Here is a 26,126-nt window from a genome sequence, read left to right as displayed (position 1 = left end):
TCTAGCCGCGCGCGCACGGGGTCGGGCGGGCGTCATGCGGTCTCGACGAACTCCATCAGCCTCTCACCGCCGCGCTCGAAGATCAGACCGCCCACCGTCACACCGATCGCGAGTACCGCGATGCCCGTCCCGAGCCCGCTCCAGAACGTCGCCGACGCATATCCCGAGCCCTCGAAGACGGTCAGGACGAACAGCCACACGGTCGGGGCGCTGACGACGATCGCACCGAGGAACGCGGCTGCCGGCCCGAAGATCCCGCGGGAGGCCGAGCGCTGCGGCTGCTGGAACGGGCTGTCGCCGGGGCGCGAGACCGCGTAGGGCGCGACGGCCGAGACGATGCTCGAGAGCCCGAGGCCGGCGAGCAGGAGGCTCCCTCCGAGACCGACGAGCGGGAGCAGCAGCCGCCAGTCGTCGATCCAGAGCAGAGTGAGCGGCACGGCGATCGCGAGCACCGGAACCGCGACCAGCACGACGGGGACCAGCCGCCCGAGCCGGTCGGGAGCGCCGCGGACGCCGCTGGCCACGTGCGTCCACAGCGCGGTGGAGTCGTAGGCGACGTCGTTGTGCGGCAGCCAGCCGAAGAACAGCGCCATCACGGGGACCGGGAACAGCGCTGCGATCTCGAGGGGCACACCGGCGACGAGGAGCGGGAGCACGGTGAGGACACCCGCGACCGGCACGACGATCACGTTCATGATGTAGCGGCGGTCGCGCAGCCAGTACACGAGACTGCGCGCGGCGATGGCGCCGAAGGCGTTGGACGGCAGAAGACCGAACCAGCCGAGCCCGGTGCGCTCACGCGATGCCGCCGGACGCTCGGTGGTCGTGAGCAACCGACGGACGAGCCACGTCCAGAGCACCCAGAGCACCGCGACGGTCGCAACGGCGATGAGGCCGCTGGCCCAGGCGCTCGACATGTCGCCCGCCGCCGCCGAGAAGAGGAACCGCGGGGCGGCCGCGATCGGGGTGAGACCCACGATCGCGGCGACGTTCGCCACGGACGCGGGGACCTGTCCCTCCCAGTTCAGCGACGCCAGGAACACCGCGACAGGGAATGCGACGACCAGAACGGCGAGCGCGAAGAGGGCGGTGAGCTCGCGCGAACGGCGCTCGGGCAGCAGGAGGGCGTTGAGGGCCATCCCGATGCGGGCGACGAGGACGGTCGAGAGTGCGGCGAGGATGCTCATCAGCACCGCTGCCGGCCACGGCGCTCCCAGACGGATGGCGACTGTGCACACGCTCGCGTGCACGGCCACGACGGCGAGACTCGGCACGCTCACGAAAGAGGCGAGCGCAAGGATCCACGGCATCTGCCGCTCGTCGACGCCGAAGACGGCGAAGCGACGCGGGTCGAGCTGGTCAGTGGCCCCCACGAGCAGCGGACCGACCAGGAAGCCGAGGAAGAGCGCGCCGCTGCCGAGCACCGTCACGGTGCGCGCAACCTCGACGGGTGCGTCGTCGAGGCTCAGGATCGCCGTGCACACAACGGCGGTAACCGCCAGGACGACGACGAACATCAGCAGGGTGCGCATCCGTCGGTCTCCGCGGAGCGAACCGACCAGAAGCGCCGCCCTCAGTCGGAGAACGTGTGCAGCCACTCGAGCCCCTCCACCTCGCCGATGCCGCCGGACAGCTCGACGAAGCGCGCTTCGAGGGTCTGCCCCGCGCGCACCTCGTCGATCGTCCCCTCGGCCAGCACGTCGCCACCGACGATGATCGCCACGCGCGAGCACACACGCTCGACCAGGTCCATGCCATGACTGGAGAGGATGACCGTGCCCCCGTGCGCGACGTATGCGCGCAGAATGTCGAGGATCACTGCGGACGACACGGGATCGACGGCCTCGAACGGTTCGTCGAGCACCAGCACTCGGGGCGAGTGGATCATCGCTCCCGCGAGCATGATCTTCTTCGTCATGCCGGCGGAGTAATCGGAGACGACGCGGCCGAGCGCATCGCCGAGGTCGAAGGCCCTGGCGAGGTCGCCGACGCGCTTCTCGATCACGTCGGAGGCCAGCCCGCGCAGCAGTCCGTAGTAGTAGAGGAGCTGCCGTCCGGTGAGCCGATCGAACGTGCGGAGCCTGTCGGGGAGAACACCCATCATGCGCTTCGCCGCCGTCGGCTTGGTCGCCTGGTCGATGCCGCAGATGACGACGCTGCCGCTGTCGGAGCGGAGCAGCCCGGCCACGATCGACAGGGTCGTGGTCTTTCCGGCGCCGTTCGGGCCGACGATGCCGTAGAACGATCCGGCCGGAACCGTGAGATCGATGCCGTTCACCGCGGTATGATCGCCGAAGTTCTTGACGAGTCCTCGAATACGGATCGCCTCGCCGCCGGGTTCCGCTGCGGGCTCGCCCGCCGCACGCGCCTGCGGGCTGGTCGACTGCGCCGCGGCGTCGGATGCCGCGTCGACCGTCTCGACGGATGTGGCCGCCGCGGCGGGAGCCTCGACATCCGACACCGCAGCGTCGGTCGTCTGAACGGCGTCGCCCTCGGCCGTCTCGACCGCGACGACGGGCTGCGGCTCGGAAGCGGCGTCCGACTCGACGGGGGCTTCTGTGTCCACCGATTCTTCCGCCGCGACCGGCGCCTCCGGCTCGACCGATGCCTCCGGCTCGACCGCGGCTCCCGACTGGACCGGGACTTCCGGCTCGACGGGGTCGCCCGACTCGATCGGCGCGTCCGACTCGACCGGCACTTCCGTCGCGATCTCGGGCGTGACTTCAGAGACGGAGGTCGTCTCGCGTGCGGGCTCCGAGGTGGAGGCCTGAGCCGGCGCCTGCCCCGACGCCGACACGACCTCGGTCTGGGCGAGTGCGGTCGTCTGCTCTCTCTCGGCTGTCTCCGCAGCCTTTCGCTCGGCTTCCGCCGCCTCCGCAGCGGCCTTCGCCGCTGCCGCGTTGGCTGCCCTGGTCGCCGCCGCCTTCTTCGCGGCCGCCGATCTCGCCGCCGCCGTCCGAGCGGCGGTCGTCCGGGCAGCGGTCTTCGCTGCTGCGCTCTTCTCCGCCGCGGACTTCGCGGCTGCGGTCTTCGGGGCGCCGGACGCGGCGGTCTTCGGCGTCCGCGCGGTCGCGCTCTTCGCCGGGGACGCCTTCGCCGCCGGCGTTGTGCGCGCAGAGCTCTTGGATGCCGCCGTCCTCTTCGCAGCACCCGCCTTCGCCGCCGCGCCGGTCCTGGCCGAATTCTTGGCCGCTGCAGCGCGGGCTGCGGCAGCGGAACTCGGCTTCGCCGATGCTTCACCCGCCCCCGGGCGCGCGACGGGTTCGGCGATCACCTCGACGGTCGGAGCGGCGTTCTCGTCCGCCGACCGCTTCGGCGTGCGACGCGCCGGCGTCTTCTTCGCGGGAGCCGTGCGAGCGGGCGTCTTCTTCTCAGACGAGCTCGCGGAGTCAGCCACCTGATCGGTGCGGTCGTCGGGGGAAGCAGTCACCGTCCTACGGTATCAACGGGCACGACATTTCCCACGGCCGACCGCAACATTGCCCCGCGGATCACACGATATGCCGTCGCGCAAGCCTCTGGACGAATCTGAGCGTCCGGTGTGTAGTGGGTCACGAAACGGCAACAGGAGCGCCCGACAGCGGGCCTTCCCAGGCTGTATCGCTAGCATGACATCCGGCACGACGAAGTGTCCGGTCGGTGAACCGACCGTGAACACCGATCCTTTAGGAGCACTCGTGACTCTTCAGACCGTCATCCTCGCCGCAGGCATGGGCTCGCGCCTCGGTCGTGCGCTGCCCAAGCCGCTCACCGAACTGAGCGACGGCCGCACGATCATGCGTCAGCAGCACGACAACATCCGCGCCGCCTTCGGCACCGACGCCCGCATCACCACCGTCGTGGGCTACCGCGCAGAGACCATCATCGAGGCGTTCCCGAACGTCAACTACGTTCACAACGAGCGCTACGACGAGACGAACACCTCGAAGAGCCTGCTCCGGGCGCTCGGCGCGACCGGCCGAGCGGGCGTCCTCTGGATGAACGGCGACGTCGTGTTCGACCCGATGATCCTCGGCCGCGCTGCCGCGTACATCGAGCGCGACCAGTCGTTCGTGACCGTGAACACCTCGAAGGTGAGCGACGAGGAGGTCAAGTACACCGTGACCTCCGAGGGTTTCATCAAGGAGCTCTCCAAGACCGTCAAGGGCGGCCTCGGCGAGGCCGTGGGCATCAACTACATCTCGTCCGCCGACAAGAAGGCGTTCATGCGCCAGCTGCAGCGGGTCGAGGACCAGGACTACTTCGAGCGGGGGCTCGAGCTCGCGATCGCCGAGAACGGCCTCCTGCTCGAGCCGATGGACGTCTCCGACCTCTACGCGGTCGAGATCGACTTCGCGGAAGACCTGGAGCGCGCGAACCTCTTCGTCTGATCACGCGATCTCTGCACGAAAGCCCGGCCCCGTCAAGGGAGCCGGGCTTTCGGGTTTTTCGCGGCGGAGATTCCTATGATCGGCACATGGTTCCGAAGGTGCACAAGATCCACTCCCTGCCTGACGACTCCCCCTGGGACAAGGGGGTGCCGCCGGTCGGGTCGACCGAGCATCCGCTGATGGTGCGCGGTCTCGACCGAGTGCTGGCCATTCAACGCCCGCTGGTCCTCGCCCACATCCGCAGCATCCGACTGCGCAACCCGCAGGCAAGCCCGGCGGAGATCATCCGCATCCTCGAGCGGCGCTACCTCGCTGCGGTCACCGCGGGAGGCGCAGCCGTGGGTGCGACAGCGGTCGTGCCCGGGATCGGCACCGGCATCACCCTCGCCCTCTCCGGCGTGGAGACGGTCGGCTTCGTCGAGTCCACGGCCCTGTTCGCGCAGTCCGTCGCCGAGGTGCACGGCATCCCCGTCTCCAACCCCGACCGGGCACGAGCGCTGGTGATGACGCTGATGCTCGGCAAGGAGGGCGTCGATCTCGTCAGTCATCTCGCGGGTCAGGCCGCCGGACGGGGAGGATCCCGCTCGTCCTACTGGGGGGAACTGGTGACGAAGTCGCTGCCGCGAGCGGCGGTGGGTCCGCTCGCGGACCGGCTCAAGAGCGCGTTCGTCCGTCAGTTCGCGGCGAAGGGCGGCGCGTCGTTCGTCGGAAAGGCATTGCCCTTCGGCGTCGGCGCCGCCGTCGGCGGAGCGGGCAACCACATTCTGGGCCGACGGGTGCTCACGACGTCGCGCCGGGCGTTCGGCGCCGCTCCCGTCGACCTTCCGGTCGAGCTCGAGCCCGTCCCCGGAGCGGAGAAGCTCGAGTTCCGGATGCTGCACGGCGCCCAGTACGTCGGCAGCGCCGTCGCAGGCGCGGCCTCGACGGCCGCCCGCGGTGTCGGCTGGGCCGGACGCCGCCTCGGCGAGCTCACGACGCGCCGCGGTAGAGGCGACACCACGCCCGACGGCATCGAGTCCAGCGGTGGACACGAACTTCCCGACACCTCGTCGTCATCGCACTGACCCGGGCGCAGCCGCGACAGCGATACGAGCACTGAGATCCGATCACCAAAGGATCGAGCATGCCGTTGTGGCGAGCATCTAACGGGGCGCGACGAGCCGACGATAAGGTGGAATCCGTGACGGAACAGCCCGAACTCTCGACCACCGCCGGCAGACTCGCAGACCTCCGCGCTCGCTACAACGAAGCCGTTGTCGACGCCGAGAAGATCGCGCAGGAGAAGCAGCACGCCAAGGGCAAGATGACCGCCCGCGAGCGCATCGAGCTGCTCGTCGACCCCGGCAGCTTCGTCGAGTTCGACGAGTACGTGCGCCACCGCACCACAGCGTTCGGCATGGACCGGAACCGACCCTACGGCGACTCGGTCGTCACCGGGGTGGGCACCATCCACGGCCGCACGGTCGCCGTGTACTCCCAGGACTTCACGACCTTCGGCGGATCGCTCGGCGAGGTGTCCGGCGACAAGATCATCAAGATCATGGAGTTCGCGCTCACGAACGGGATGCCGATCGTCGGCATCCTGGACTCGGGCGGCGCCCGCATCCAGGAGGGGGTGCTCGCCCTCAGCAAGTACGGCGAGATCTTCCGTCTGAACACCCGTTCGTCCGGCGTCATCCCGCAGATATCGATCATCATGGGTCCGGCCGCCGGCGGTGCCGTGTACGGCCCGGCGCTCACCGACTTCGTCATCATGGTCGACAAGACCAGCCAGATGTTCGTCACCGGTCCCGACGTCATCAAGACGGTGACCGGCGAGGACGTCGGCATGGAGGAGCTCGGCGGCGCGCTGACCCACAACACCCGCTCCGGCGTCGCGCACTACCTCGCCCAGGACGAGGACGACGCGCTCGATTACGCGCGCACGCTGCTCAGCTTCCTGCCGGACAACAACATGGCCGAGATCCCCGGCTACGAGAGCGGCTTCGAATGGGAGACCACGGATGCCGACCGCTCACTGAACACGATCATCCCCGACTCGCCCAACCAGCCCTACGACATCCACTCGGTCATCGAGCACGTGGTCGACGCGGGCGACTTCATCGAGGTGCAGCCGCTGTTCGCGCCGAACATCGTGATCGGCTTCGGCCGCGTCGAGGGTCGCTCCGTAGGCATCATCGCGAACCAGCCGTCGCAGATGGCCGGCACGCTGAACATCGAGGCCGGGGAGAAGGCGAGCCGCTTCGTGCGCTTCTGCGACGCGTTCTCCATCCCGATCGTGACGCTCGTCGACGTCCCCGGCTACCTGCCGGGCACCGACCAGGAGTGGACCGGCGTGATTCGCCGCGGCGCGAAGCTCATCTACGCGTACGCCGAAGCAACCGTCCCGATGGTCACGGTCATCCTGCGCAAGGCGTACGGCGGGGCGTACATCGTCATGGGTTCGAAGCAGCTGGGCGCCGACGTCAACCTGGCATGGCCGACGGCGGAGATCGCAGTCATGGGCGGACAGGGCGCCGTGAACATCCTCTATCGCAACGAGATCCGCAAAGCCGAGGAGGCGGGCGAAGACGTGGCCGCCGTGCGCACGCGCCTCGCGAACGAGTACACCTATAGCGTGACCTCCCCCTTCCTCGCAGCGGAGCGCGGCGAGATCGACGGGATCATCGAACCCGCGAACACGCGCGTGTCGATCGCGAAGGCTCTCCGCGCCCTGCGTGGCAAGCGCGCCGAGCTGCCGCCGAAGAAGCATGGGAACATCCCGCTGTGAGCGCGCCATCCGACGCCGTCTCTGCAGCGGGCGAGCAGCCGCCGACGATCGAGATCACCCGCGGGAACGCCACCGAGGAGGAGCTCGCCGCTCTCATCGCCGTCGTCAGCGACGCCTACGCGCAGGAGTCGGCGGATGCCGTGGCCGAGGAGCCGCGAGTGTCGGCGTGGATCAAGACGCAGCGATCGATGCGCAGCCCACTCCGGCGCGACATCCCCTGGGGCCGTTTCTCGGGCTGAACGGAGTCTGCGGGCCCGTGAACCCCCCAGCTCACGGGCCGCGCAGTGAGCCCCTCCTGCACATGAGGGACTCACCCCCTCCGGATTCACCCCAGTTGGCGCACCGCTATCGATAGTACATCGATTGGACTTATGATTCCGGCTCCAGCGCCGATACATCGGAATTTAGATGAAGGGCGATTCAGTCGCTCAGATACAGATCCGATGCGCGCGGAGTGAGCACGGCGTCAAGTACGACGCAGGCAGCGCCTACCGCGCCGACGTCGGCACCGACGACCGTGCCGTCGATGGGAATGGACCTCAGCGCTCGGGTGGCGCTGCGATGGTGGACCATCTCGGGAAGCAGGCGCAGGTAGACGTCGCAGAGCGCTACCCAGTAGGGCCCTCCGAGCACGACACGATCCACGTCGAGGACGTCGGTGAGCACGGAGATGAGCACGGCGAGGTGCGCTGCAGCGACCTCGAGCGCCGCCACGGGCCCCGGTTCGCCCTCGGACGCGCGGTCGCACAGTCGCGTGAATCGCTCCTCCACCGCACCGAGATCGCCCGGGTCCACCGCATCCGGGAACAGCCCATCGCGCTCGGCTCTTTCCACGATCGCCTGGGGAGTGCAGACCACGTCGACGCATCCGCGCAATCCGCACGCGCACTCCGGGCCCCCCGGGTCGACGACGATGTGCCCGATCTCGCCGAAGTTCCGCGAACTGCCTCTGATCGCGTCCCCGTCCCGGACCAGTGCGGCACCGATGCCGGTGCCGAGGTAGACGAAGACGAACGAGCCGTCTGCAGCCCATCGCCCTGTCCACTGCTCCCCCACCGCCGCGGCGACCGTGTCTTTCTCCAGCATGACCTCCAGCCCCGACGCCTCGGCCACCACGGCGCGCAGAGGGACCCGGTGCCAGCCTTGGAGCTTGGGCGGGTCGATCACAGTGCCCCTCTCCGCGTCGAGCGGACCGGGCACCGCGATGCCCACCCCCGAGACCAGTCGACGGTCGACGGCCGAATCCGCGATGACCGCGTCCACGGCACCCGCCATCGTCTCCGCGATCCGCCCCGGGTCCATATCGCTCGTGCGCACGGAGCGACGCCGCCTGACCGCGCCCGACATGTCGAGGAGCACGGCGGTGATCACGGCGGGATCGAGGTGGACCCCCACTGCGAAACGGCTCTCGGGGACCAGTCGCAGCGTGATCCGCGGCTTGCCCGGCCCGTTGATCGTGCGGCCGGCCTCTGCGATCAGCCGGTCGTCGAGCAGTCGACGCGTGATGTTGGTCACGGTCTGCGCAGACAGCCCCGTCGCCTCGACGAGCTCGATGCGGCTGAGCCCGTCGACCGAGCGGCGGATGGCTTCGAGGATCACGGACTGATTGAAGTCGCCCATCCGCGGCAGGTTGGTACCCCGGCGCATCGGCATGTCTCATCTTCTCGCATCGAGGCCGATTCCGTGTCCCCCAAAATACCTACAGACAACGTCGCGAAGAACCGTGAGACTGAAGGGGACGCTTCGCGTTCGGCTGGTCTCTCTGTCCCAGGGTAGATAGACGCAGACCGGTCATCGGCGGACGGTTTTCGGGTAACTGTTCCGCACGGCGAGGGGCTGGCGGATTCGCCGCCCCTCGCCCATTCTCTTTCCGCCCTCGCCTCCGATCACCTCCCCCGGTCGGAGTCGAGGCGCGGCTCGACTCAGCGCGAACTCTCGCGCGGGATCTCGTGCCACACGTCGACGGCATCGTCGTCGCTGGCCCTGCCCGCGCTCGCCCTGCCCACGACGGTCACGGCCGTCCTGGGGTCCCTCGCCGCGCGGATGATCCATCTCTCGGCGTGCGCCTCGCGCAGAACGTCGGCCAGCTCGTCGCGGATCTCGCCCCGCCGCTCTTCGGTCAGCTCATCGAGACCGCCCTCGTCGAACACCGTGACCACTGCGCCGCGGCGCCGCGCCTCCTCGATCGCGTCCCGCACGGCGTCGTTCAGCAGGTCCGCACCCCGGAGCTCGTCACGCAGCCGGCCCTCCGCGAGGCGCGCCTCCAGACGCTCGCCGGCATCGAGTTCGCCCTGCGTGGCGACGGCTCGACTCAGCAGCGGCCCGGCGACGGCCACGGCGAACTGGGTACGCAGACGACGCTCCTTCTGCCGGACCTGCTGCGTCGCGTGCCAGGCCGAGACCGCCTGCTGGATACCCGCGAGCCGCTCGGTGTCGTGAACGGCCCGATCCCAGAACATGACGAGCAGATGGGCCACGGCCACCCACATCACCGAACCGACCAGGCCCAGGGAGAGCGCGACGACGAACCCGAGCGCGGCCGACGACGCCGCGATCAGCACGACGATGACCAGCCATCCGATCGCCAGTCTTCGCCGCACCACGCAGACGATGCCCAGCAGGCCGAGGGCTCCGATGTACCAGGTGGCGAACGGGGCCGTGAGCGTGGCCGGATCCAGGGAGAGTGTGACGAGCGCGGGGATGACCCCGCTCGCGACCAGGGCGAGCAGGGCCGTCCACAGCGGCATCCTGACCGATGTCGCGGAGTCCCACAGGATCGCCGCGCACACGATGACGAGGTAGAGACCGATCGCGGCCACCATGAGCAGCGGCGCGGTCGGCTGCTCGATCCACCACACCCCTCGCGCCACGAAGTACATCGCGAACCCGACGGCCAGCGAGGTCGCGACGCTGCGCACCGTCCTGTTCACGCGCGGTCCCATCCGAGGGTGACGGTCGTGCCCAGCTCCGACGACTCGATGTCGGCCGTCCCGGCGACGCCGGCCATGCGCGCGAGGATCGAGGCGCGGATGCCGAGACGGTCGGCGCCGATCGTCTCGAGGTCGAAACCGGGTCCGGTGTCCGAGACCGTCACCGTGATGCCCTCGTCGCCGCGTCCCTCCACCAGGATGTGCAGTCCCCGTCCGTGCGCATGTGCGACCGAGTTGCCCAGCGCCTGACGCGCAGCGAGCACGAGCGCCCGCGCGACCCGTCCGGGGACGAGTCCGATACCGCCCCGTTCCTCGACGATCGCGTCGGCGCCGAGTTCCGACAGTGCGCGCCGCAGCTCGGCGACGATCTGCTCGGTCGCGACCGGATCGTCGCTGCCCTCCTGTGCGACAGCGGCCTCGGTGTTCGCCAATCGGGTGAGGGCCTCGCGCGCCATGCCGACGGCGAGCTCCCGTGCTCGCTCGCCCTCCGCGCGCTCCACGGCGATGAGGGCGGCCAGCACACTGTCGTGCATGAGCGCCGACATCGCCACGCGCTCCTCCTCCGCCGCGGCGGCGGCCGCGGCATCCGCATACGACGACACGGCACGCGCTCTCGCCTCATCGACGCCTGCCGCGACCGACCGGAACATCCAGCCGAGGGAGATGATGACGATGCCGAGGATCAGGGTGAACGACACGTCGAAGGCCGTGGTCACCCAGAAGTCGCGGGAGAAACCGCCCTCGACGAGCCGGACGTACCCGTACACGAAGGGGAGCGCGACGGCCCACGAGAACTGGAGCCACAGCGGGAACGCGAGCATCGCCGCGACGACCCCGACGTTGACGAGGAAGAATATCCAGGGCTGGGTGGCGGAGCCTGCGGAGACGCCGACCAGGCTCGGCCATGCGCCGAGCGCGACCACGTAGACGATCGCGAAGAGACCGGATGCCGCGCGCACGCCGCGTCCGATCACGCACGTCACCAGCATCAGTGTGAACGGGACGTAGACGGCGAGGAGCGTGATCACGCGAGGCGCGTCGCTCCAGGATGTCGTCGGGATGGCGGCGAACAGCGCCTGAACGCCCAGGGCCGACGAGCCGATCGCGACCACCGTCGCGAGGATGCGCTCCATGCGCTTGCCCGTGAAGCGCTCGAACTCGGTCTCCACGCTGCCCGGAGAGGGGATCTGACTCCAGGCCTCACGGATGCTGAGCGGCTCAGTGGGCACTCGACGTCCCGTCGGCGGCGACGATCCCGTCCTCCATCGCTCGACGGAGCAGGTCGACCTTGGTGGGTGCCGGGCGACCGACCTCGACGTACTTCACGCGGATGCGGGTGATGTTCTCCTTCGCCGTGGAGTACGCGACGCCGAGGCGTTCGGCGACCGCCTTGAGCGGCAGGCCCGTGGCGTACAGCCGCAGCACCTCGCGCTCTCGCGTCGACAGCTGCGCGTCGGCGAAGTCGCGGTCGCCGTCGATGGCGCTCGCCCACTCCACGTTGTTCAGCGCGTCGCCCTGCGCCACGGTGCGGATGGCCTCGAGCACGTCGTCGAGCGCGGAGGACTTGCTCACGACGCCTGCGGCTCCGGCGACGAGCGCCTCCCGGACGGCAGCAGGACGGTCGGCGACGCTGTGGATGACGACGCTCGCGCCGTCGGCGACGAGCGACGACACGTTCTCGGTCACCGTGGTGCCGTCGCCGAGCGTCAGGTCGAGCACGACGACGTCGGCGGGCGCGGCAGAGGTCGCCGCGCGCCAGTCGAGGTATGAGCCGACCGTGCTGCCCGAGAACACCACGGTTCCCGCGCCGTCACGCGCGCATGCCGCCTCGAGTCCCAGACGGACGGACTCGTGATCGTCGATCAGTGCGACCCTGCTCATCCGCCCAGCCTACTGATTAGTCGAGTCGTTGGAGATCGCCGTTCAGCGGGTCAGCAGGGCGACGACCTCGAAGTGGTGCGAGTGCGGGAAGAGGTCGAAGGCGCGGAGCCGCGGCACCTGCCAGCCGTGCTCCCGGAAAGAGCCGAGATCGCGCGCCAACGCGACCGGGTCGCACGCCACATAGGCGATCGCTTCCGGCGCGAGCGCGTTGAGCGCATCGACGACCTGGCGTCCCGCTCCCGCCCGCGGCGGATCGAGCACCACGGCGCCGGCCGCGGCATCCGACGGCAGACCCGCGAGGTAGCGGTCGACGCGCGCGGTCACGGCGGTCACATCGAGCGGGGCGAGGTTCGCAGCGGCATGCGAGGTCGCCCGCGCGTTGGACTCGACGGTGACGATATCGGTCCCGCCGAGGTCCGCGAGCGTCGCGGCGAACAACCCGACTCCGCCGTAGAGGTCGTAGTGCGTCCGGCCCTCGTCGACGTGTCCGTCGAGGATGCCGTACACGGCCGCATCGAGAACCGAGGCCGCGCGCGGGTGCACCTGCCAGAATCCGCCGGCGTCGAGCTGGAACCGTCGATCGCCGACCCGCTCGTGCACGATCTCCGGTGTCGGCCTGCGGCTCGTGCCGCGCCGAGGACGCTCGGGCCGCGCGTCACGCCTGATGACGCGGACGTCGCCGTCCTCGGGCTCGACGAGGTCGACGCTCCCCGGGCGAGCGCCCTTCAGCCGAAGAGCCGCCTCCGCGACCGCCGGGCGGGCGAGCGGGTGCGAATCGACGGGGATGACGCGGTGACTGCGTGCGGCGTAGGGGCCGACCAGGCCGTCATCGTCGACGTGCAGGGTGACTCGGGTGCGCCACCCGGTTCCGTCACCCGAGTCGACGGCTTCGATCTCCGGCGCGTCGAGCCCCGGCCCGGCGAAACGGTCGAGCGCCTCACCGAGTACCCGGCGCTTCAGCACGCGCTGCTGCGCGAGGTCGATGTGTCCGAGATCCGCGCCGCCGGCGCGCTGCTCCGGCACTCGTGAGACATCGGACTCGGCCCACACGTGCGGTCGACGGTGCGGTGAGGCGTCGAGCACCTCCACGGTCTCGGCGCGCCAGAAGCTCTTCGACGAGCCTGTCGATTCGGGGTCGAGTCGTGCGCGCACCCGCTCACCGGGAATCGCATCGGAGACGAAGACGACGCGGCCCTCGTGGCGGGCGATGAAGGTGCCGCCGTGCGCGATGCCGGTGATGTCCAGATCGAGCAGGTCCGGGGAAGAAGTCATCCTTCGAGGATACGGTGGTGCACATGCGCGTCTGCCTGGCCTCCACGTCTCCCGCTCGCCTCATGCTGCTCCGGCAGGCGGGCATCGAGCCGCTCACGGAGGCGCCAGGGGTCGACGAGGAGGCGCTGGCTGCGTCCGCGGCGTCCGCGCGCGGATCCGACCTCCCCCCGGAAGAGCTCGTCCTGCTGCTCGCCCGGGCCAAGGCCGCGGACGTCGCGCTCCGGCTCGCGGCCGAGGGCACGTTCGACGGGATCGTGATCGGCGGAGACTCGATGTTCGCGCTCGGCGGCCGGGTCTACGGCAAGCCCTACACGCCGGAGGAGGCGACTCGACGCTGGAGGGAGATGCGGGGCGCGACCGGCATCCTGCACTCCGGGCACTCGGTGTTCCGCGTCTCGCCCGGCACGGAACCCGTGGAGGCCACGGCGACGGCGCAGGCGGCGGTGACGTTCGCCGACGACATCGACGACGCCGAGCTCGCCGCCTACGTCGCCTCCGGCGAGCCCCTGCACGTGGCGGGCGCCTTCACCGTCGACAGCCTGGGGGGCGCGTTCATCACCCGCGTCGAGGGCGATCCGTCGACGGTGGTGGGCATGTCGCTCTCGACCGTTCGGCGGCTGGCAGCTGATCTCGGTGTCCGCTGGACCGACCTCTGGTCGTAGGGTCCCCTCCACGTTTCCCGATCTTTCTTGTGGGGAGTCGTCAAAGCGATCGGCCCTCTTCTCGCTAGGCTGGCAACCATGCCTGCTATCGCCAAGGTGCTCATCGCCAACCGCGGCGAGATCGCCGTACGCATCATCCGTGCCGCCCGGGATTCCGGTATCGCGTCGGTCGCCGTCTACGCCGACCAGGACCGCGATGCGCTGCACACCCGTCTCGCCGATGAGGCCTACGCCCTCGGCGGCGCCACCAGCGCGGAGACCTACCTGCAGATCGAGAAGATCCTCTCGGTCGCCCGACGCGCCGGCGCGGATGCCGTGCACCCGGGCTACGGCTTCCTCGCCGAGAACGCCGATTTCGCGCGGGCGGTCATCGGTGCGGGCATGACCTGGATCGGACCCTCCCCCGAAGCCATCGAGGCCCTCGGCGACAAGGTCACCGCTCGTCATGTCGCCGAGAAGGTGGGCGCGCCGCTCGCCCCCGGAACGCCCGGCCCCGTCTCCGGCGCCGACGAGGTCGTCGCCTTCGCGAAGGAGTACGGGCTGCCCATCGCCATCAAGGCCGCCTACGGCGGCGGCGGACGCGGGCTGAAGGTCGCCCGCGAACTCGACGAGGTCGCCGAGCTGTTCGAGTCGGCGACACGCGAGGCCGTGGCCGCCTTCGGCCGCGGCGAGTGCTTCGTGGAGAAGTACCTCGACAAGCCGCGCCACGTCGAGACGCAGTGCCTCGCGGATGCCGCGGGCAACGTCGTCGTCATCTCGACCCGCGACTGCTCGCTGCAGCGCCGCCACCAGAAGCTCGTCGAGGAGGCACCCGCGCCGTACCTGACCGAGGAGCAGAACGCGCAGCTCTACGCCGCGTCGAAGGCCATCCTCAAGGAGGTCGGCTATGTCGGAGCCGGCACCTGCGAGTTCCTCATCGGCGCCGACGGCACGGTCTCGTTCCTCGAGGTGAACACTCGCCTGCAGGTCGAGCACCCGGTGTCGGAGGAGGTCACGGGCATCGATCTGGTCCGCGAGCAGTTCCGCATCGCGGCCGGCGGAACCATCGACTACGACGACCCCGCACCCACCGGGCACTCCTTCGAGTTCCGCATCAACGGCGAGGATCCGGGTCGCGGCTTCCTCCCCCAGCCCGGACCCGTCCACGTCTTCAAGACCTTCGGCGGCCCCGGCATCCGCCTGGACTCCGGCGTCACCGCCGGCGACTCGGTCTCCGGCGCCTTCGACTCGCTGCTCGCGAAGATCATCGTGACCGGCAAGGACCGCGCCGAGGCCCTGGAGCGCTCGCGCCGCGCGCTCCAGGAGTTCGAGGTCGCCGGCCTCCCCACCGTGCTTCCGTTCCACCGCAAGGTCGTGAACGACCCGGCCTTCACCGCGGAGAACGGCGAGTTCGGCGTCTTCACGCGCTGGATCGAGACCGAGTTCGTCAACGACATCCCGGCGTGGGACGGCGAGCTGGAGACCCCCGCCGCCGAGTCGGGCCGCCACACGGTGGTCGTCGAGGTCGGCGGCAAGCGCCTCGAGGTGAGCCTGCCCGATCGCGTCGCGGTCGCCGCAGGCGCCGTCGGACGCCCGGCCGCGGTGCCGCCGTCGCGCCGCAGCCACGCCACCTCCGTCAGCGCCGGCGCATCCGGTGATGCGGTCAAGTCGCCCATGCAGGCGACGGTCGTCAAGGTCGCCGTCGAGGAGGGTCAGCAGGTCGTCAAGGGCGACCTCGTCGTCGTCCTCGAGGCGATGAAGATGGAACAGCCCCTGCAGGCGCACAAGGACGGTGTGATCGGCAACATCAACGCGGATGCCGGTGCCACCGTGTCCGCCGGCCACCAGCTGCTCACGATCAGCTGACGGCATCCGCCGATGAGAAGAGCCCCCGCCGTGGCGGGGGCTCTTCTGCGTACGACGCCGACGCGCTAGTTGATCTTCGCGTTGACGAGGTGCATCGCGCGGCTGGCGTCGGTGATGCTGCTCGACAGCGACGGGTACGCGGCGAAGACGCGCGAGACCTGGTCGACCGTCAGTCGGCGCTCGACAGCGACGGCGATCGGGTAGATGAGCTCCGACGCCTTCGGGGCGACGATGACGCCGCCGATGACCGTGCCCGACCCCTTGCGAGCGATGAGCTTCACGAAGCCGTCCTTGATGCCCATCATCTTCGCTCGGGGATTCGCGGCGAGCGGGAGCTTGTAGACGAGGCCGTCGGCCACGCCTTCCTCGACGTCCTTCTGCGAGTACCCGACGGTCGCGATCTCGGGAGCGGTGAAGATGTTGGAGGTGATCTTGATGAGCTCCAACGGGATCACGATGTCGCCCAGGGCGTGGAACACCGCCGTGCGGCCCTGCATCGACGCGACCGAGGCGAGCGGGAAGAAGTTCGTGCAGTCCCCCACCGCGTACACGTTGGGCACCGAGGTGCGAGCGACGCGGTTGACCCGGATGTTGCCCTGCTCGGTGAGCTCGACGCCCGCGTCCTCGAGCCCGATTCCCTTCGTGTTCGGGATCGAGCCGACCGCCATGAGACAGTGGCTGCCCTCGACCGTGCGACCGTCGGCGAGGGTCACCCGGACACCGTCATCGATCACCTCGACCTTCTCGGCGCGGGCCTTCGACAGCAGCTCCATGCCCCCGCGCTTGAAGACCTTCTCGAGCACCTTCGCCGCGTCCTGATCCTCGCCCGGTAGAACCTGCTCGCGGCTGGAGACGAGGGTGACCTTCGATCCGAGGTTCATGTACGCCGATGCGAACTCCGCCCCGGTGACACCCGAGCCGACCACGATGAGGTGCTCGGGCAGCGCCTTCATGTCGTACAGCTGCGTCCAGGTGAGGATGCGCTTGCCGTCGGGCTTCGCGGAATCGAGCTCACGCGGCGACGCGCCGACCGCGACGACGATCGTGTCGGCCTCGACCCGGTCGAAGTCCGTGCCGTCCTGCCCGGTCGAGACGACGATGGCGTTCGGACCCTCGAGGCGTCCGTGCCCGGAGAGGATGCGCACCCCCGCCTCGAGCAGGGTCGAGCGCATGTCCTCGGACTGCTGGCCGGCGAGCGCGATGAGCCTCTTGTTGACGGCGGCGAGGTTGATGGCGATCTCGGGCTTGAGCGGCTTGCCGTTCTCGCCCTTGGCGTAGAACTGCACCCCGAGGTCGGACGCCTCGGAGATCGCGACGGCCGCATCGGCGGTCGCGATGAGGCTCTTGGACGGCACGACATCGGTGAGCACGGCCGCTCCACCGACGCCCACGCGCTCGACGAGAGTCACCTCGGCTCCGAGCTGGGCTGCCGCGAGGGCCGCCTCGTATCCGCCGGGGCCGCCGCCGAGCACGGCGACGCGCTGAGTGCGTTCGAAGGGGGTGGAAGACATGCCTCCCATTCTCCCGCAATCCTGGCACCAGGCCGTCCACCTTCCTAGAGTGGAACCATGCCTGAAAACCACAGCAACCCCCTCGACGACCCGAATGCGAACCCCTTCGAGGTCGCAGCCGCAGCAGCCGCGGACATCGCCCGGCTCACCGGCGTCGAGAAGCACGACATCGCCCTGACGCTCGGCAGCGGCTGGGGCAAGGCCGCCGACATCATCGGCGAGACCGTCGCCACGATCCCCGCGACCGAGGTCACCGGCTTCTCGAAGCCGGCGCTCGAGGGACACGTCGGCACTCTCCGCAGCATCCGCACGCCCGACGGCAAGAACGTCCTCGTCATCGGAGCTCGCACGCACTACTACGAGGGTCACGGCGTCCGCCGGGTCGTCCACTCGGTCCGCACGGCAGCGGCCACGGGCGCCCGGATCATGGTTCTCACGAACGGCGCGGGCGGCGTGCGCGAGACCTGGAAGCCCGGTCAGCCGGTGCTCATCAGCGACCACATCAACCTGACGGCCGACTCGCCGCTCGAGGGCGCGACCTTCATCGACCTCACCGACCTGTACTCGTCTCGCCTGCGCGACATCGCACGCGGTGTCGACCCGTCTCTGGACGAGGGCGTGTACACGCAGTTCCGCGGCCCCCACTACGAGACCCCGGCCGAGGTGCAGATGGCGAAGCACATCGGCGGGCACATCGTCGGCATGTCGACCGCCCTGGAGGCGATCGCCGCCCGCGAGGCGGGCATGGAGATCCTCGGCTTCTCGCTCATCACGAACCTCGCTGCCGGCATCCAGAAGACACCACTCAGCCACGCGGAGGTGATCGAGGCGGGCCGCGAGGCCGAGCCCGTCATCTCGGCACTGCTGGCCCGAGTGGTCGAGGCGCTGTGAGCGAGCAGCGCCTCGAGCAGGCGCGCGCCTGGCTGCGGCAGGACCCCGACCACGAGACCCGCGATGAGCTGGCCGGCGTAATCACGCGGGCGGCCTCGGGCGACGAGGCCGCGCTCGCCGACCTCGACGACCGGTTCGGCTCCCGCCTCGCGTTCGGCACGGCGGGACTCCGCGGCGCGCTCGGCGCCGGCAGCAACCGCATGAACCGCGTTCTCGTCGCCCAGGCGGCCGCCGGCTTCGCGTCGTACCTCCGTGAGCGCGCGCACGGCGCCACGCCGACCGTCGTGATCGGCTACGACGGCCGCCGCAACTCGCGCGTCTTCGCGACCGACTCCGCCGAGCTGTTCGCCGGGGCCGGCCTGCGGGCGATCATCCTCCCCCGTCTGCTCCCGACCCCCGTGCTCGCGTTCGCCGTGCGGCACCTCGGTGCGGACGCCGGCGTGATGGTGACCGCATCGCACAACCCGCCGAACGACAACGGCTACAAGGTGTACCTCGGCGGAGCGGACCAGGGCTCGCAGATCGTCTCCCCCGCGGATGCCGAGATCGCGGCGCACATCCAGCGCATCGCCGACGCCGGCGACGTCACGTCGCTCCCGCGCTCGACGTCGTACGAGACGGCCGGCGAAGAGGTCGTCGAGGCGTACGCGGCCGCGACGGCGTCCGTGGCTCCGGCGCCCTCGTCGGCATCCGGTCTGCGCTGGGTGTACACCGCCATGCACGGAGTGGGGTGGGAGACGGTGTCGCGGATCGTGCGCGCCGCCGGGTACCCGCAGCCGATGGTCGTCGGCGAGCAGCTCGAGCCCGACGCGACCTTCCGCACCGTGTCGTTCCCCAACCCGGAGGAGCCGGGCGCGATGGATCTCGCGTTCGCGAAGGCGCGCCGTGTGCAGGCGGACTTCATCCTTGCCAACGACCCGGATGCCGACCGTCTCGCGGTCGCGATTCCCGACGCGGATGCCGAGAACGGCTGGCGCAGACTCACCGGCAACGAGGTGGGCCTCCTCCTCGGTGCCCGAGCCGCCCGAGCCGCGGCCGGCGCAGCGGGGGCGTCGCTCGCCTGCTCGCTGGTGTCCTCCCCCGGTCTCGGAGCGATCGCCGCGCACCACGGCCTCGACTTCCACGAGACGCTCACGGGCTTCAAGTGGATCTCTCGTGCGCCCGGGATCGTGTTCGGCTTCGAGGAGGCGCTCGGATACCTCGTCAACCCGGAGACCGTGCGGGACAAGGACGGCATCTCGGCCGTCGTCGCGATCCTCGGCCTCGCGGCGGAAGCGCGGGACCGCGGCACCGACATCGCGGGCCTGCTCGCCGAGCTCGGCGACACCTACGGGCACTACGCCAGCGGCCAGGTGTCGGTGCGCGTCGAGGACCTGTCGGTGATCGGGAGGGTCATGACCTCGCTGCGCGCCGACGCGCCGACAGGCTTCGGTTCGCTGGCGATCGCCTCCGCCGACGATCTGCTGCGCGCCGCAGAGGGGCAGCCCGCAGGCGACGTCCTCCGCTATCGCCTCAGCGACGGCTCCCGCATCATCGTGCGCCCCAGCGGCACCGAGCCCAAGCTCAAGGTCTACATCGACGCGGCGGGCGACTCCGCTGCGCGGGCGGCCGAGAGGGTCCACGAACTCGAGGATGCGGTGCGGGCACTCCTCGCGGAGCGCTCCTAGGACGCCATGCCGAAGAGACACGTGGTCATCAGCGCGCACAACGGCGTGCACGCCAGACCCGTCGCCGAGCTCGTCCGACTCGTGCAGGCGCACCCCCACCCGGTGACGCTCACGACGACGACGGGCTCGGTGGTCGACCTCAGCAGCGTGCTCGCGATCATGGACCTGGGACTCGCCGAGGGCGACGCCGTCGTGCTCGAGACGGCCGAGTCGACGCGCGCGGATGCCGTGCTCGACACACTCGTCGAGGTGCTCGATCCCCGCCGCTGACCGTCTCCGACGCTCCGACTGCGATCAGCCGTCGATGACGGCGACGAGCTCGTCGAGGAAGGCCTCGTAAGTGGTGCCCCGGCGCACGATGCGCTGCACGCTGTCTCGCTCGCTGAATACCTCGACGAGCTGCTCGAACACGGTCTGGAACGCGGCGCGGTCGCTCTCGCTGAACGCGGCGAGCGCGACCACCTGCACGCGCCCGTCACCCCAGGCCGCCGATCCGTCGGCGACGCCGAGGGCGATGGCGGTGCGCGCTGCCGTCATCTGCAGCGCGTGGGGCACCGCGAGCGCATCCGTGAACGCGGTCGATGACATCCGCTCCCTGGCGATGGTGTTCTCGATGTAGTCCGCGCCGATGAGTCCTGCGTCGGCGAGGAGTCCGCCGAGGCGCCGGATGATCGCCTCCTCCCCCTCGTCGGGGAGCGGGTACACGAACGCCTCGGCGACGAAGTACCGAGCGAGCTCGGTCCGCAGTCGGGCGAGGCGACGAGCACGCCGCACGCGAGCGGCCGCCTGCTGGATGCGGTCGACGTCGGCATCCGTGAGGAAGGGCTGTATGCGCACGAAGCGATCGCCCGCGGCCCCCGGCTCGATCGTGCTGAGCACGAGGTCGGTGTCGAACGACGCCCAGTCGGGATCGACGTTCGTCACGACGCTCGTGACCTCGATCGCCGAGCCGAGGGAGCGGTCGACGCTGGAGCGCAGAAGTTCGTGCAGCTCGTAGTACCCGGGGCAGACGATCGTGGCGGTGAGGATGGACTCCGCCTTGCGGCTGCGCTCGAGCCTCCCGCCCACGTGCATCGCGATGTAGGCGATCTCGTCGTCGTGGATCGGCGTGCCGAGCCGGTCGTGGAGGCCGCTCGCGATCGACACCGCGACCTCGAAGATCATCGGGTACGACGACTTGAGCGACCGGGTGAGCGGATTGCGGGTCAGCGCGCTCTCCTCCGCCCGCCGCAGCAGATTCTGGACATGCAGGGCCAGCCGCAGAACGAAGGTCTCGTCGAGCAGATCGACCTGGAAGTCCTCGGCGGCGCGGGCGATCTCCTCACGCACGGCCGACTCGACCGCCGGGTCGACACCGCTGCGCGCGACCTCCCTCGTCGCGTCCTGACCCGGCGCGACGATGCGGGTGAGCACGAGCGAGGCCAGGTGCCCGCTGTCACCTTCTCCCAGCGTGACGGCGAAGTGCTCCTGGGCGAGGCGGGCGATGATCGCGCCGACCTCGGGGATCTCGGGCCGCGCGCCTGTGGATGCCGATTCGAGGGCGTGTCCGGAGGCCACTCGATCGGCCGCGATGGCGATGTGGAGCAGGACGTCGGAGATCGCGAGCTCGTTCACGAAGTAGCCGAGGGCTCCCAGCTCGCGGACCAGCTCTGATTTGAAGGGAGCGACGGCCTGTGCCGACACGGCACTCCCGGCGAGGGCGCGGCGGAACGTCTCGGGGTGGAACGACGCGGCATCCATCTCGTCGTGTGCGAGCCTGCTGAGCAGTCGGCGCTGAGCGGCCTCGTTGCCCCGCAATCGGACGACCTCGCGGTCCCGCTCGAGGGCGAGGTCGGTGTCGTCGAGCAGGCCGCGCACACGGGCGAGATCGGACTCCACGGTCGCTTCGCTGACGTGCAGCCGCTCTGCCATCGCGAAGACATCGATGCCCGATGGGTCATCGAGCAGGGCCCGGATGAGCGAGTGCAACCGATCGCGCGGCGCCGATTCGCCCGCCTGCCGCGCGCGCAGCGCGTCACGCGCCGCCGGACCCGCCCGGTATCCCGCCGGCCCTGACTCGATCGCGTCGGCACCCGTCGTGCGTGCGTTCACGGACGACACGTACGAACGGACGCTCCGCGGCGTCACACCCAGCTGATCGGCGAGACTCGCCGCCGTCGCCCACGACGCCTGACGCAGCAGGGTGGTGAGGAGCTGGTCCTGGCGCTGACGCGACATGATCCTCCCGCTCCCGTGCTGACTGCACTGTCCGTGACGTGATTCCCATGATGTCAGCTACCGCGTCGGTGTGCGTCGGAACGGGTGTTCCGCAGGGGCGGAAAAGAACGTGTTGGCACCCCGGAGGCGTCAGTTCCCAGAATGTTCTCAGGAAGGTGGCATCGATGAGGATCCTCGTGGTGTGCGGCGCCGGCGCGTCGAGCACGTTCGTCGCGCAACGACTGCGACGTGCAGCGGCCGATGCCGGGCTGCAATGGCAGGCGAAGGCCGGCACCGCGCAGTCCGTGTACGGCGGCGATCACGACCTCGTCCTCCTCGGTCCCCATTTCGCCGACCGTCTCGACAGCATCCGCGATGCCGTCACGGCGCCCGTCGCCGTGCTGCCCGCAGACGTCTTCGCAGACAGGGACGGCACGCGCACGCTCGCGTTCGCCCGCTCGATCATCGACGTCAGGAACACCCCGAAAGGAACAACATGACCGTTTCACGCACCGTTCGGATCGGCTCCTCGCACGGCCTCCACGCACGCCCGGCGAAGCTCTTCGCGCAGGCGGCGAAGGAGGCGGGAATCCCCGTCACGATCGCGAAGGACTCGGGTAAGGCCGTCAACGCCGCCAGCATCCTCGGCGTCATCGCCCTCGCTGTCGAGCACGGCGACTACGTCACGCTGACCGCAGACGGCGACAACGCCGAGAACGTGCTCGACACGCTCACGGAGCTGCTCACGACCGACCACGACGAGGCGACCGTATGACCGAGCTCCGCGGCGTCGGCATCGGTCTCGGAGTGGCCCAGGGGCCCGTCGTCCGCATGACCGAGGCGCTGCCGGCGCCCGACAACACCCCGAGCACGCAGAGCGCCGATGCCGAACGCGCGCGCGTGCGCGAGGCGATCGCCGCCGTCGCCGCGGAGCTCAACGCCCGCGGGGAGACCGCCGGCGGATCGGCTCAGGAAGTGCTCGAGGCCCAGGCGATGATCGCCGAGGACCCGACGCTCCAGGACGAGGTCGATGCGCGAATCGACGACGGAGCCACCGCCGAGTGGGCTGTGCACGACGCGTTCGCCAGCTTCCGCGCGTCCCTCGAGGCCGTCGGCGGGTATCTCGGCGAGCGCGCCGCCGACCTCGACGACATCGCCCAGCGCGTTCTCGCCCGTCTGCGCGGGGTCGATGCACCCGGCGTCCCCGACCCCGGGCACCCGTTCGTTCTCGTCGCGCGCGACCTCGCGCCGGCCGACACGGCACTGCTGAACCTCGACCAGGTACTCGCGCTCGTCACGTTCGACGGCGGTCCCACCTCGCACACAGCGATCCTCGCTCGCGAGAAGGGCATCGTCGCGATCGTGGGGGCGGCCTCGGCATCCGAACTCTCGACCGGCCAGCCGGTCATCGTCGACGCCGCGGCCGGCATCGTCACCGTCGATCCGACCGACGACGAGAAGCAGCGAGCTGAGCAGCGCGCCGCCGCCCGCCGCTCGGCGGACTCCGCTCCCCTGACTCCCGGCGCCCTCGCCGACGGCACGCTGATCCCGCTGCTGGCGAACCTGGGAAAGCCCGCAGACGCAGCCGATGCCGTCGAACGTGGGGCCGAGGGCGTCGGGCTCTTCCGCACAGAGTTCCTCTTCCTGTCGTCGTCGCAGGCACCGACAGTGGCGCAGCAGCGCGAGGCCTACCGCGAACTGCTCGCGGCTTTCCCGGGCAAGAAGGTCGTCGTGCGCATGCTCGACGCCGGCGCCGACAAGCCCCTCGCCTTCCTCAACGACGCGCACGAGGAGAACCCCGCGCTCGGACTCCGCGGGCTCCGGGCGCTCCGCGCCAGCGAGGACATCCTCCGCGAGCAGCTCACCGCGCTCGCGGAGGCGGATGCCGAGACCGAGGCCGAGCTGTGGGTCATGGCCCCCATGGTCGCCACCGTCGAGGAGACCGCCTACTTCACCGCTCTCGCGCGGGAGTACGGACTCAAGACGGCCGGCGTCATGGTCGAGGTGCCGTCCAGCGCTCTCCTCGCCGATCGTGTGCTCGCGCACGCCGACTTCGCCTCCATCGGCACCAACGACCTCACGCAGTACACGATGGCCGCCGACCGCCTCCTCGGATCGGTCGCCGGCTTCCAGGACCCGTGGCACCCCGCCGTGCTGCGCCTGGTCAGGGAAGTCGGAGCCGCAGGCGCCCGCCTCGGCAAGCCCGTCGGAATCTGCGGCGAGGCGGCGGCAGACCCTCTGCTCGCCGTCGTGCTCGTCGGCCTCGGCGCGACGAGCCTCTCGATGGCTCCGTCGGCTCTGGCTGACGTGCGCCACACCCTGTCCCAGCGAACCCTCGACGAGGCGCGCCGCCTCGCCGAACTGGCACTGGCGGCCGACGACGCCGCCGGTGCGCGTCACGCCGTGGTCGAAGCCACAGCTACCCTCCCTCACCAGAAAGAGACGACATCATGACGACGACGTCACCAGCCGCCACGAGATCAGGCGGCCTCCGAACAGGCGTGCAGCGCTTCGGCACGTTCCTGTCCGGCATGATCATGCCCAACATCGCGGCGTTCATCGCCTGGGGCTTCATCACCATGCTGTTCATCCCCGCAGGCTTCTTCGGAGCCGACAGTCCGTTCGGGTGGCACTGGGCGCCGGTCGCCGAGATCATCGGCGGTGGGGGCGACGCAGCCGCCATCAACTGGAACGGTGCCATGACCGCTCTCGCCGAGGGCGACGGCGGGAACTTCTTCGCCTACGTCGGCCTCGTCGGCCCGATGGTCACCTACCTGCTGCCGTTGCTGATCGCCAACACCGCCGGTCGTATGGTCTACGGTGAGCGCGGCGGCGTCGTCGCGACCATCGCGACCATGGGCGTCATCGTCGGCACGAACATCCCGATGTTCCTCGGCGCCATGATCATGGGTCCGATCGCGGCCTGGATCACGAAGCAGATGGATCGCCTCTGGGACGGCAAGATCCGGCCCGGCTTCGAGATGCTCGTGAACAACTTCTCCGCCGGCATCCTCGGCATGGTCCTCGCGATCGTCGGGTTCTTCGCCTTCGGTCCTGTCATGCTCGGCGTCAGCGCGGTGCTCGGTGCCGCCGTCGACTGGCTCGTCTCCCTCAACCTGCTGCCCATCGTCTCGATCATCGTCGAGCCGGCCAAGGTGCTGTTCCTCAACAACGCGATCAACCACGGCGTGTTCACTCCCCTCGGCATCGAGCAGGCCGCCGACACCGGCAAGTCGATCCTGTTCCTCATCGAGGCGAACCCCGGCCCCGGCCTCGGTCTGCTGCTCGCCTTCACGTTCTTCGGCGTCGGCGCTGCCAAGGCCTCGGCTCCGGGAGCCGCGATCATCCAGTTCTTCGGCGGCATCCACGAGATCTACTTCCCGTACGCGCTCAGCAAGCCGACCACGATCCTGGCGCTCATCGCAGGTGGCGCGGCCGGCGTCACCACGAACATGGTGCTCGGCGGCGGCCTCGGCTTCCCTGCGGCTCCCGGCAGCATCATCGCCGTGACCGCTGCGGCGCTGGGCGGCGGCGTCGCGAACGTCCTGGTCGTGTACCTCTCGGTGCTCATCGCCGCGACGGTCACGTTCCTCATCACCGCGGTCATCCTGCGCTCATCGCGCAAGCGCGACCTCGAGGCAGAGGGCGACACCTTCGGCGATGCGATCGCTCAGACCGAGGCGAACAAGGGCAAGTCCTCCGTCGCCATGGACGCGCTCCGCGCCTCGTCGGGCACCGGCGCGGCCGGTGGAGCAGCCACGGCGACCGCAGTCGCCACGACGCCGATCCAGAACGTCGTGTTCGCGTGCGACGCCGGCATGGGCTCGTCTGCGATGGGCGCGAGCGTGCTGCGCAACAAGTTCAAGAAGGCGGGCATCGAAGGCGTCACGGTGACCAACCAGGCGATCGCGAACCTCGACGGCACGGCCGATCTCGTGATCACGCAGCAGCAGCTCACCGACCGCGCGAAGGCGCAGTCGCCGAACTCGGTGCACGTGTCCGTGGACAACTTCATGAACGCGCCGCAGTATGAAGAAGTCGTCGAGATGGTGCGCGAGCAGCGCGAATCCGGCGAATGACAGACCGGGCGGGGCGGGTGCCACGGCATCCGCCCCGCCCCCATCTCCGCAG

23 protein-coding genes are annotated in these 26,126 nt (G+C 69.9%); 14 read left to right on the top strand and 9 right to left on the bottom strand.

The window, feature by feature from the left end; genetic code table 11:
- Positions 1 to 32: 32 nt before the first annotated feature.
- A complete protein-coding gene (locus M3195_RS11140) occupies positions 33 to 1,598 on the bottom strand; it encodes a hypothetical protein (RefSeq protein WP_251587453.1) in 1,566 nt (521 codons plus the stop codon).
- Complete coding sequence (locus tag M3195_RS17115; RefSeq protein ID WP_251587451.1) at positions 1,574 to 2,797, bottom strand: ABC transporter ATP-binding protein; 1,224 nt, start codon at positions 2,795 to 2,797, stop codon at positions 1,574 to 1,576. The genes M3195_RS11140 and M3195_RS17115 overlap by 25 nt, the downstream gene beginning before the upstream one ends.
- 103 nt (positions 2,798 to 2,900) lie before the next feature.
- Between M3195_RS17115 and M3195_RS11130 the strand changes: the two genes are divergently transcribed.
- The 5 genes from M3195_RS11130 to M3195_RS11110 all read left to right on the top strand — a co-directional run bounded on the left by M3195_RS11130 (position 2,901) and on the right by M3195_RS11110 (position 7,379).
- Positions 2,901 to 3,401, top strand: coding sequence for a hypothetical protein (locus M3195_RS11130; RefSeq protein ID WP_251587444.1), 501 nt, complete (start codon positions 2,901 to 2,903; stop codon positions 3,399 to 3,401).
- Positions 3,402 to 3,677: 276 nt separating this feature from the next.
- On the top strand, positions 3,678 to 4,370 hold the full coding sequence (locus tag M3195_RS11125) for a phosphocholine cytidylyltransferase family protein (protein WP_251587443.1): 693 nt from the start codon (positions 3,678 to 3,680) through the stop codon (positions 4,368 to 4,370).
- 86 nt (positions 4,371 to 4,456) lie between these two features.
- The gene (locus tag M3195_RS11120) at positions 4,457 to 5,434 is read left to right on the top strand and encodes a hypothetical protein (protein ID WP_251587442.1); all 978 of its coding nucleotides are present in this window, start codon (positions 4,457 to 4,459) and stop codon (positions 5,432 to 5,434) included.
- Positions 5,435 to 5,550: 116 nt separating this feature from the next.
- Entirely contained in the window at positions 5,551 to 7,140 is a 1,590-nt protein-coding gene (locus tag M3195_RS11115) for an acyl-CoA carboxylase subunit beta (protein WP_374209320.1), read from the top strand.
- The gene (locus tag M3195_RS11110) at positions 7,137 to 7,379 is read left to right on the top strand and encodes an acyl-CoA carboxylase subunit epsilon (RefSeq protein WP_251587440.1); all 243 of its coding nucleotides are present in this window, start codon (positions 7,137 to 7,139) and stop codon (positions 7,377 to 7,379) included. The genes M3195_RS11115 and M3195_RS11110 overlap by 4 nt, the downstream gene beginning before the upstream one ends.
- Before the next feature lie 181 nt (positions 7,380 to 7,560).
- Here the strand turns inward: M3195_RS11110 and M3195_RS11105 are convergent, their stop codons facing one another.
- The 5 genes from M3195_RS11105 to M3195_RS11085 form a co-directional block, all read right to left on the bottom strand.
- Positions 7,561 to 8,793 (bottom strand): ROK family transcriptional regulator, encoded by a 1,233-nt coding sequence (locus M3195_RS11105; RefSeq protein ID WP_251587439.1) that lies wholly within the window; start codon positions 8,791 to 8,793, stop codon positions 7,561 to 7,563.
- A 269-nt stretch (positions 8,794 to 9,062) separates the two neighbouring features.
- Positions 9,063 to 10,070 carry a hypothetical protein gene (locus M3195_RS11100; RefSeq protein WP_251587437.1) on the bottom strand — a complete coding sequence of 336 codons (1,008 nt, stop codon included), beginning with the start codon at positions 10,068 to 10,070 and terminating at the stop codon, positions 9,063 to 9,065.
- The gene (locus M3195_RS11095; protein WP_251587435.1) at positions 10,067 to 11,299 is read right to left on the bottom strand and encodes a sensor histidine kinase; all 1,233 of its coding nucleotides are present in this window, start codon (positions 11,297 to 11,299) and stop codon (positions 10,067 to 10,069) included. The genes M3195_RS11100 and M3195_RS11095 overlap by 4 nt, the downstream gene beginning before the upstream one ends.
- Positions 11,289 to 11,951 carry a response regulator transcription factor gene (locus M3195_RS11090; protein WP_251587433.1) on the bottom strand — a complete coding sequence of 221 codons (663 nt, stop codon included), beginning with the start codon at positions 11,949 to 11,951 and terminating at the stop codon, positions 11,289 to 11,291. Before M3195_RS11090 ends, M3195_RS11095 begins: the two co-directional genes overlap by 11 nt.
- 42 nt (positions 11,952 to 11,993) lie before the next feature.
- Positions 11,994 to 13,223 carry a class I SAM-dependent RNA methyltransferase gene (locus M3195_RS11085; RefSeq protein WP_251587431.1) on the bottom strand — a complete coding sequence of 410 codons (1,230 nt, stop codon included), beginning with the start codon at positions 13,221 to 13,223 and terminating at the stop codon, positions 11,994 to 11,996.
- A 23-nt stretch (positions 13,224 to 13,246) separates the two neighbouring features.
- On the opposite strand from M3195_RS11085, the gene M3195_RS11080 reads away from it, so the two are divergent.
- Positions 13,247 to 13,885, top strand: a complete 639-nt coding sequence (locus M3195_RS11080; protein ID WP_251587602.1) for a Maf family protein — start codon at positions 13,247 to 13,249, stop codon at positions 13,883 to 13,885.
- Positions 13,886 to 13,963: 78 nt separating this feature from the next.
- Positions 13,964 to 15,730 carry an acetyl/propionyl/methylcrotonyl-CoA carboxylase subunit alpha gene (locus tag M3195_RS11075; protein WP_251587429.1) on the top strand — a complete coding sequence of 589 codons (1,767 nt, stop codon included), beginning with the start codon at positions 13,964 to 13,966 and terminating at the stop codon, positions 15,728 to 15,730.
- Between the two features lie 65 nt (positions 15,731 to 15,795).
- Here the strand turns inward: M3195_RS11075 and M3195_RS11070 are convergent, their stop codons facing one another.
- Complete coding sequence (locus M3195_RS11070; protein ID WP_251587428.1) at positions 15,796 to 17,250, bottom strand: NAD(P)H-quinone dehydrogenase; 1,455 nt, start codon at positions 17,248 to 17,250, stop codon at positions 15,796 to 15,798.
- Between the two features lie 48 nt (positions 17,251 to 17,298).
- Here M3195_RS11070 and M3195_RS11065 point away from each other — a divergent pair, with 48 nt between their 5' ends.
- From M3195_RS11065 to M3195_RS11055, 3 genes are read left to right on the top strand one after another with little or no spacing between them, the layout of a single operon-like run.
- The gene (locus M3195_RS11065; RefSeq protein WP_251587427.1) at positions 17,299 to 18,132 is read left to right on the top strand and encodes a purine-nucleoside phosphorylase; all 834 of its coding nucleotides are present in this window, start codon (positions 17,299 to 17,301) and stop codon (positions 18,130 to 18,132) included.
- The gene (locus tag M3195_RS11060) at positions 18,129 to 19,799 is read left to right on the top strand and encodes a phospho-sugar mutase (RefSeq protein WP_251587426.1); all 1,671 of its coding nucleotides are present in this window, start codon (positions 18,129 to 18,131) and stop codon (positions 19,797 to 19,799) included. The genes M3195_RS11065 and M3195_RS11060 overlap by 4 nt, the downstream gene beginning before the upstream one ends.
- A gap of 6 nt (positions 19,800 to 19,805) precedes the next feature.
- Positions 19,806 to 20,069 carry an HPr family phosphocarrier protein gene (locus tag M3195_RS11055; protein ID WP_251587425.1) on the top strand — a complete coding sequence of 88 codons (264 nt, stop codon included), beginning with the start codon at positions 19,806 to 19,808 and terminating at the stop codon, positions 20,067 to 20,069.
- Between the two features lie 24 nt (positions 20,070 to 20,093).
- Here M3195_RS11055 and M3195_RS11050 read toward each other — a convergent pair whose 3' ends face one another.
- Positions 20,094 to 22,016 (bottom strand): BglG family transcription antiterminator, encoded by a 1,923-nt coding sequence (locus tag M3195_RS11050; RefSeq protein WP_251587424.1) that lies wholly within the window; start codon positions 22,014 to 22,016, stop codon positions 20,094 to 20,096.
- 164 nt (positions 22,017 to 22,180) lie between these two features.
- Here M3195_RS11050 and M3195_RS11045 point away from each other — a divergent pair, with 164 nt between their 5' ends.
- From M3195_RS11045 to M3195_RS11030, 4 genes are read left to right on the top strand one after another with little or no spacing between them, the layout of a single operon-like run.
- Positions 22,181 to 22,495, top strand: coding sequence for a PTS sugar transporter subunit IIB (locus tag M3195_RS11045; RefSeq protein WP_251587417.1), 315 nt, complete (start codon positions 22,181 to 22,183; stop codon positions 22,493 to 22,495).
- Complete coding sequence (locus tag M3195_RS11040) at positions 22,492 to 22,770, top strand: HPr family phosphocarrier protein (RefSeq protein WP_251587415.1); 279 nt, start codon at positions 22,492 to 22,494, stop codon at positions 22,768 to 22,770. The genes M3195_RS11045 and M3195_RS11040 overlap by 4 nt, the downstream gene beginning before the upstream one ends.
- Positions 22,767 to 24,449 (top strand): phosphoenolpyruvate--protein phosphotransferase, encoded by a 1,683-nt coding sequence (gene ptsP, locus M3195_RS11035; RefSeq protein ID WP_251587413.1) that lies wholly within the window; start codon positions 22,767 to 22,769, stop codon positions 24,447 to 24,449. The genes M3195_RS11040 and ptsP overlap by 4 nt, the downstream gene beginning before the upstream one ends.
- Positions 24,446 to 26,074 (top strand): PTS mannitol transporter subunit IICB, encoded by a 1,629-nt coding sequence (locus M3195_RS11030; protein WP_251587411.1) that lies wholly within the window; start codon positions 24,446 to 24,448, stop codon positions 26,072 to 26,074. Before ptsP ends, M3195_RS11030 begins: the two co-directional genes overlap by 4 nt.
- The last annotated feature ends 52 nt before the right edge of the window (positions 26,075 to 26,126 follow it).

This window comes from Microbacterium hydrocarbonoxydans (assembly GCF_023715885.1).
Lineage (GTDB): Bacteria > Actinomycetota > Actinomycetes > Actinomycetales > Microbacteriaceae > Microbacterium > Microbacterium hydrocarbonoxydans_C.
Note: the sequence above shows the minus strand (reverse complement) of the source record. Positions and strands in the feature narration are given on the sequence as shown.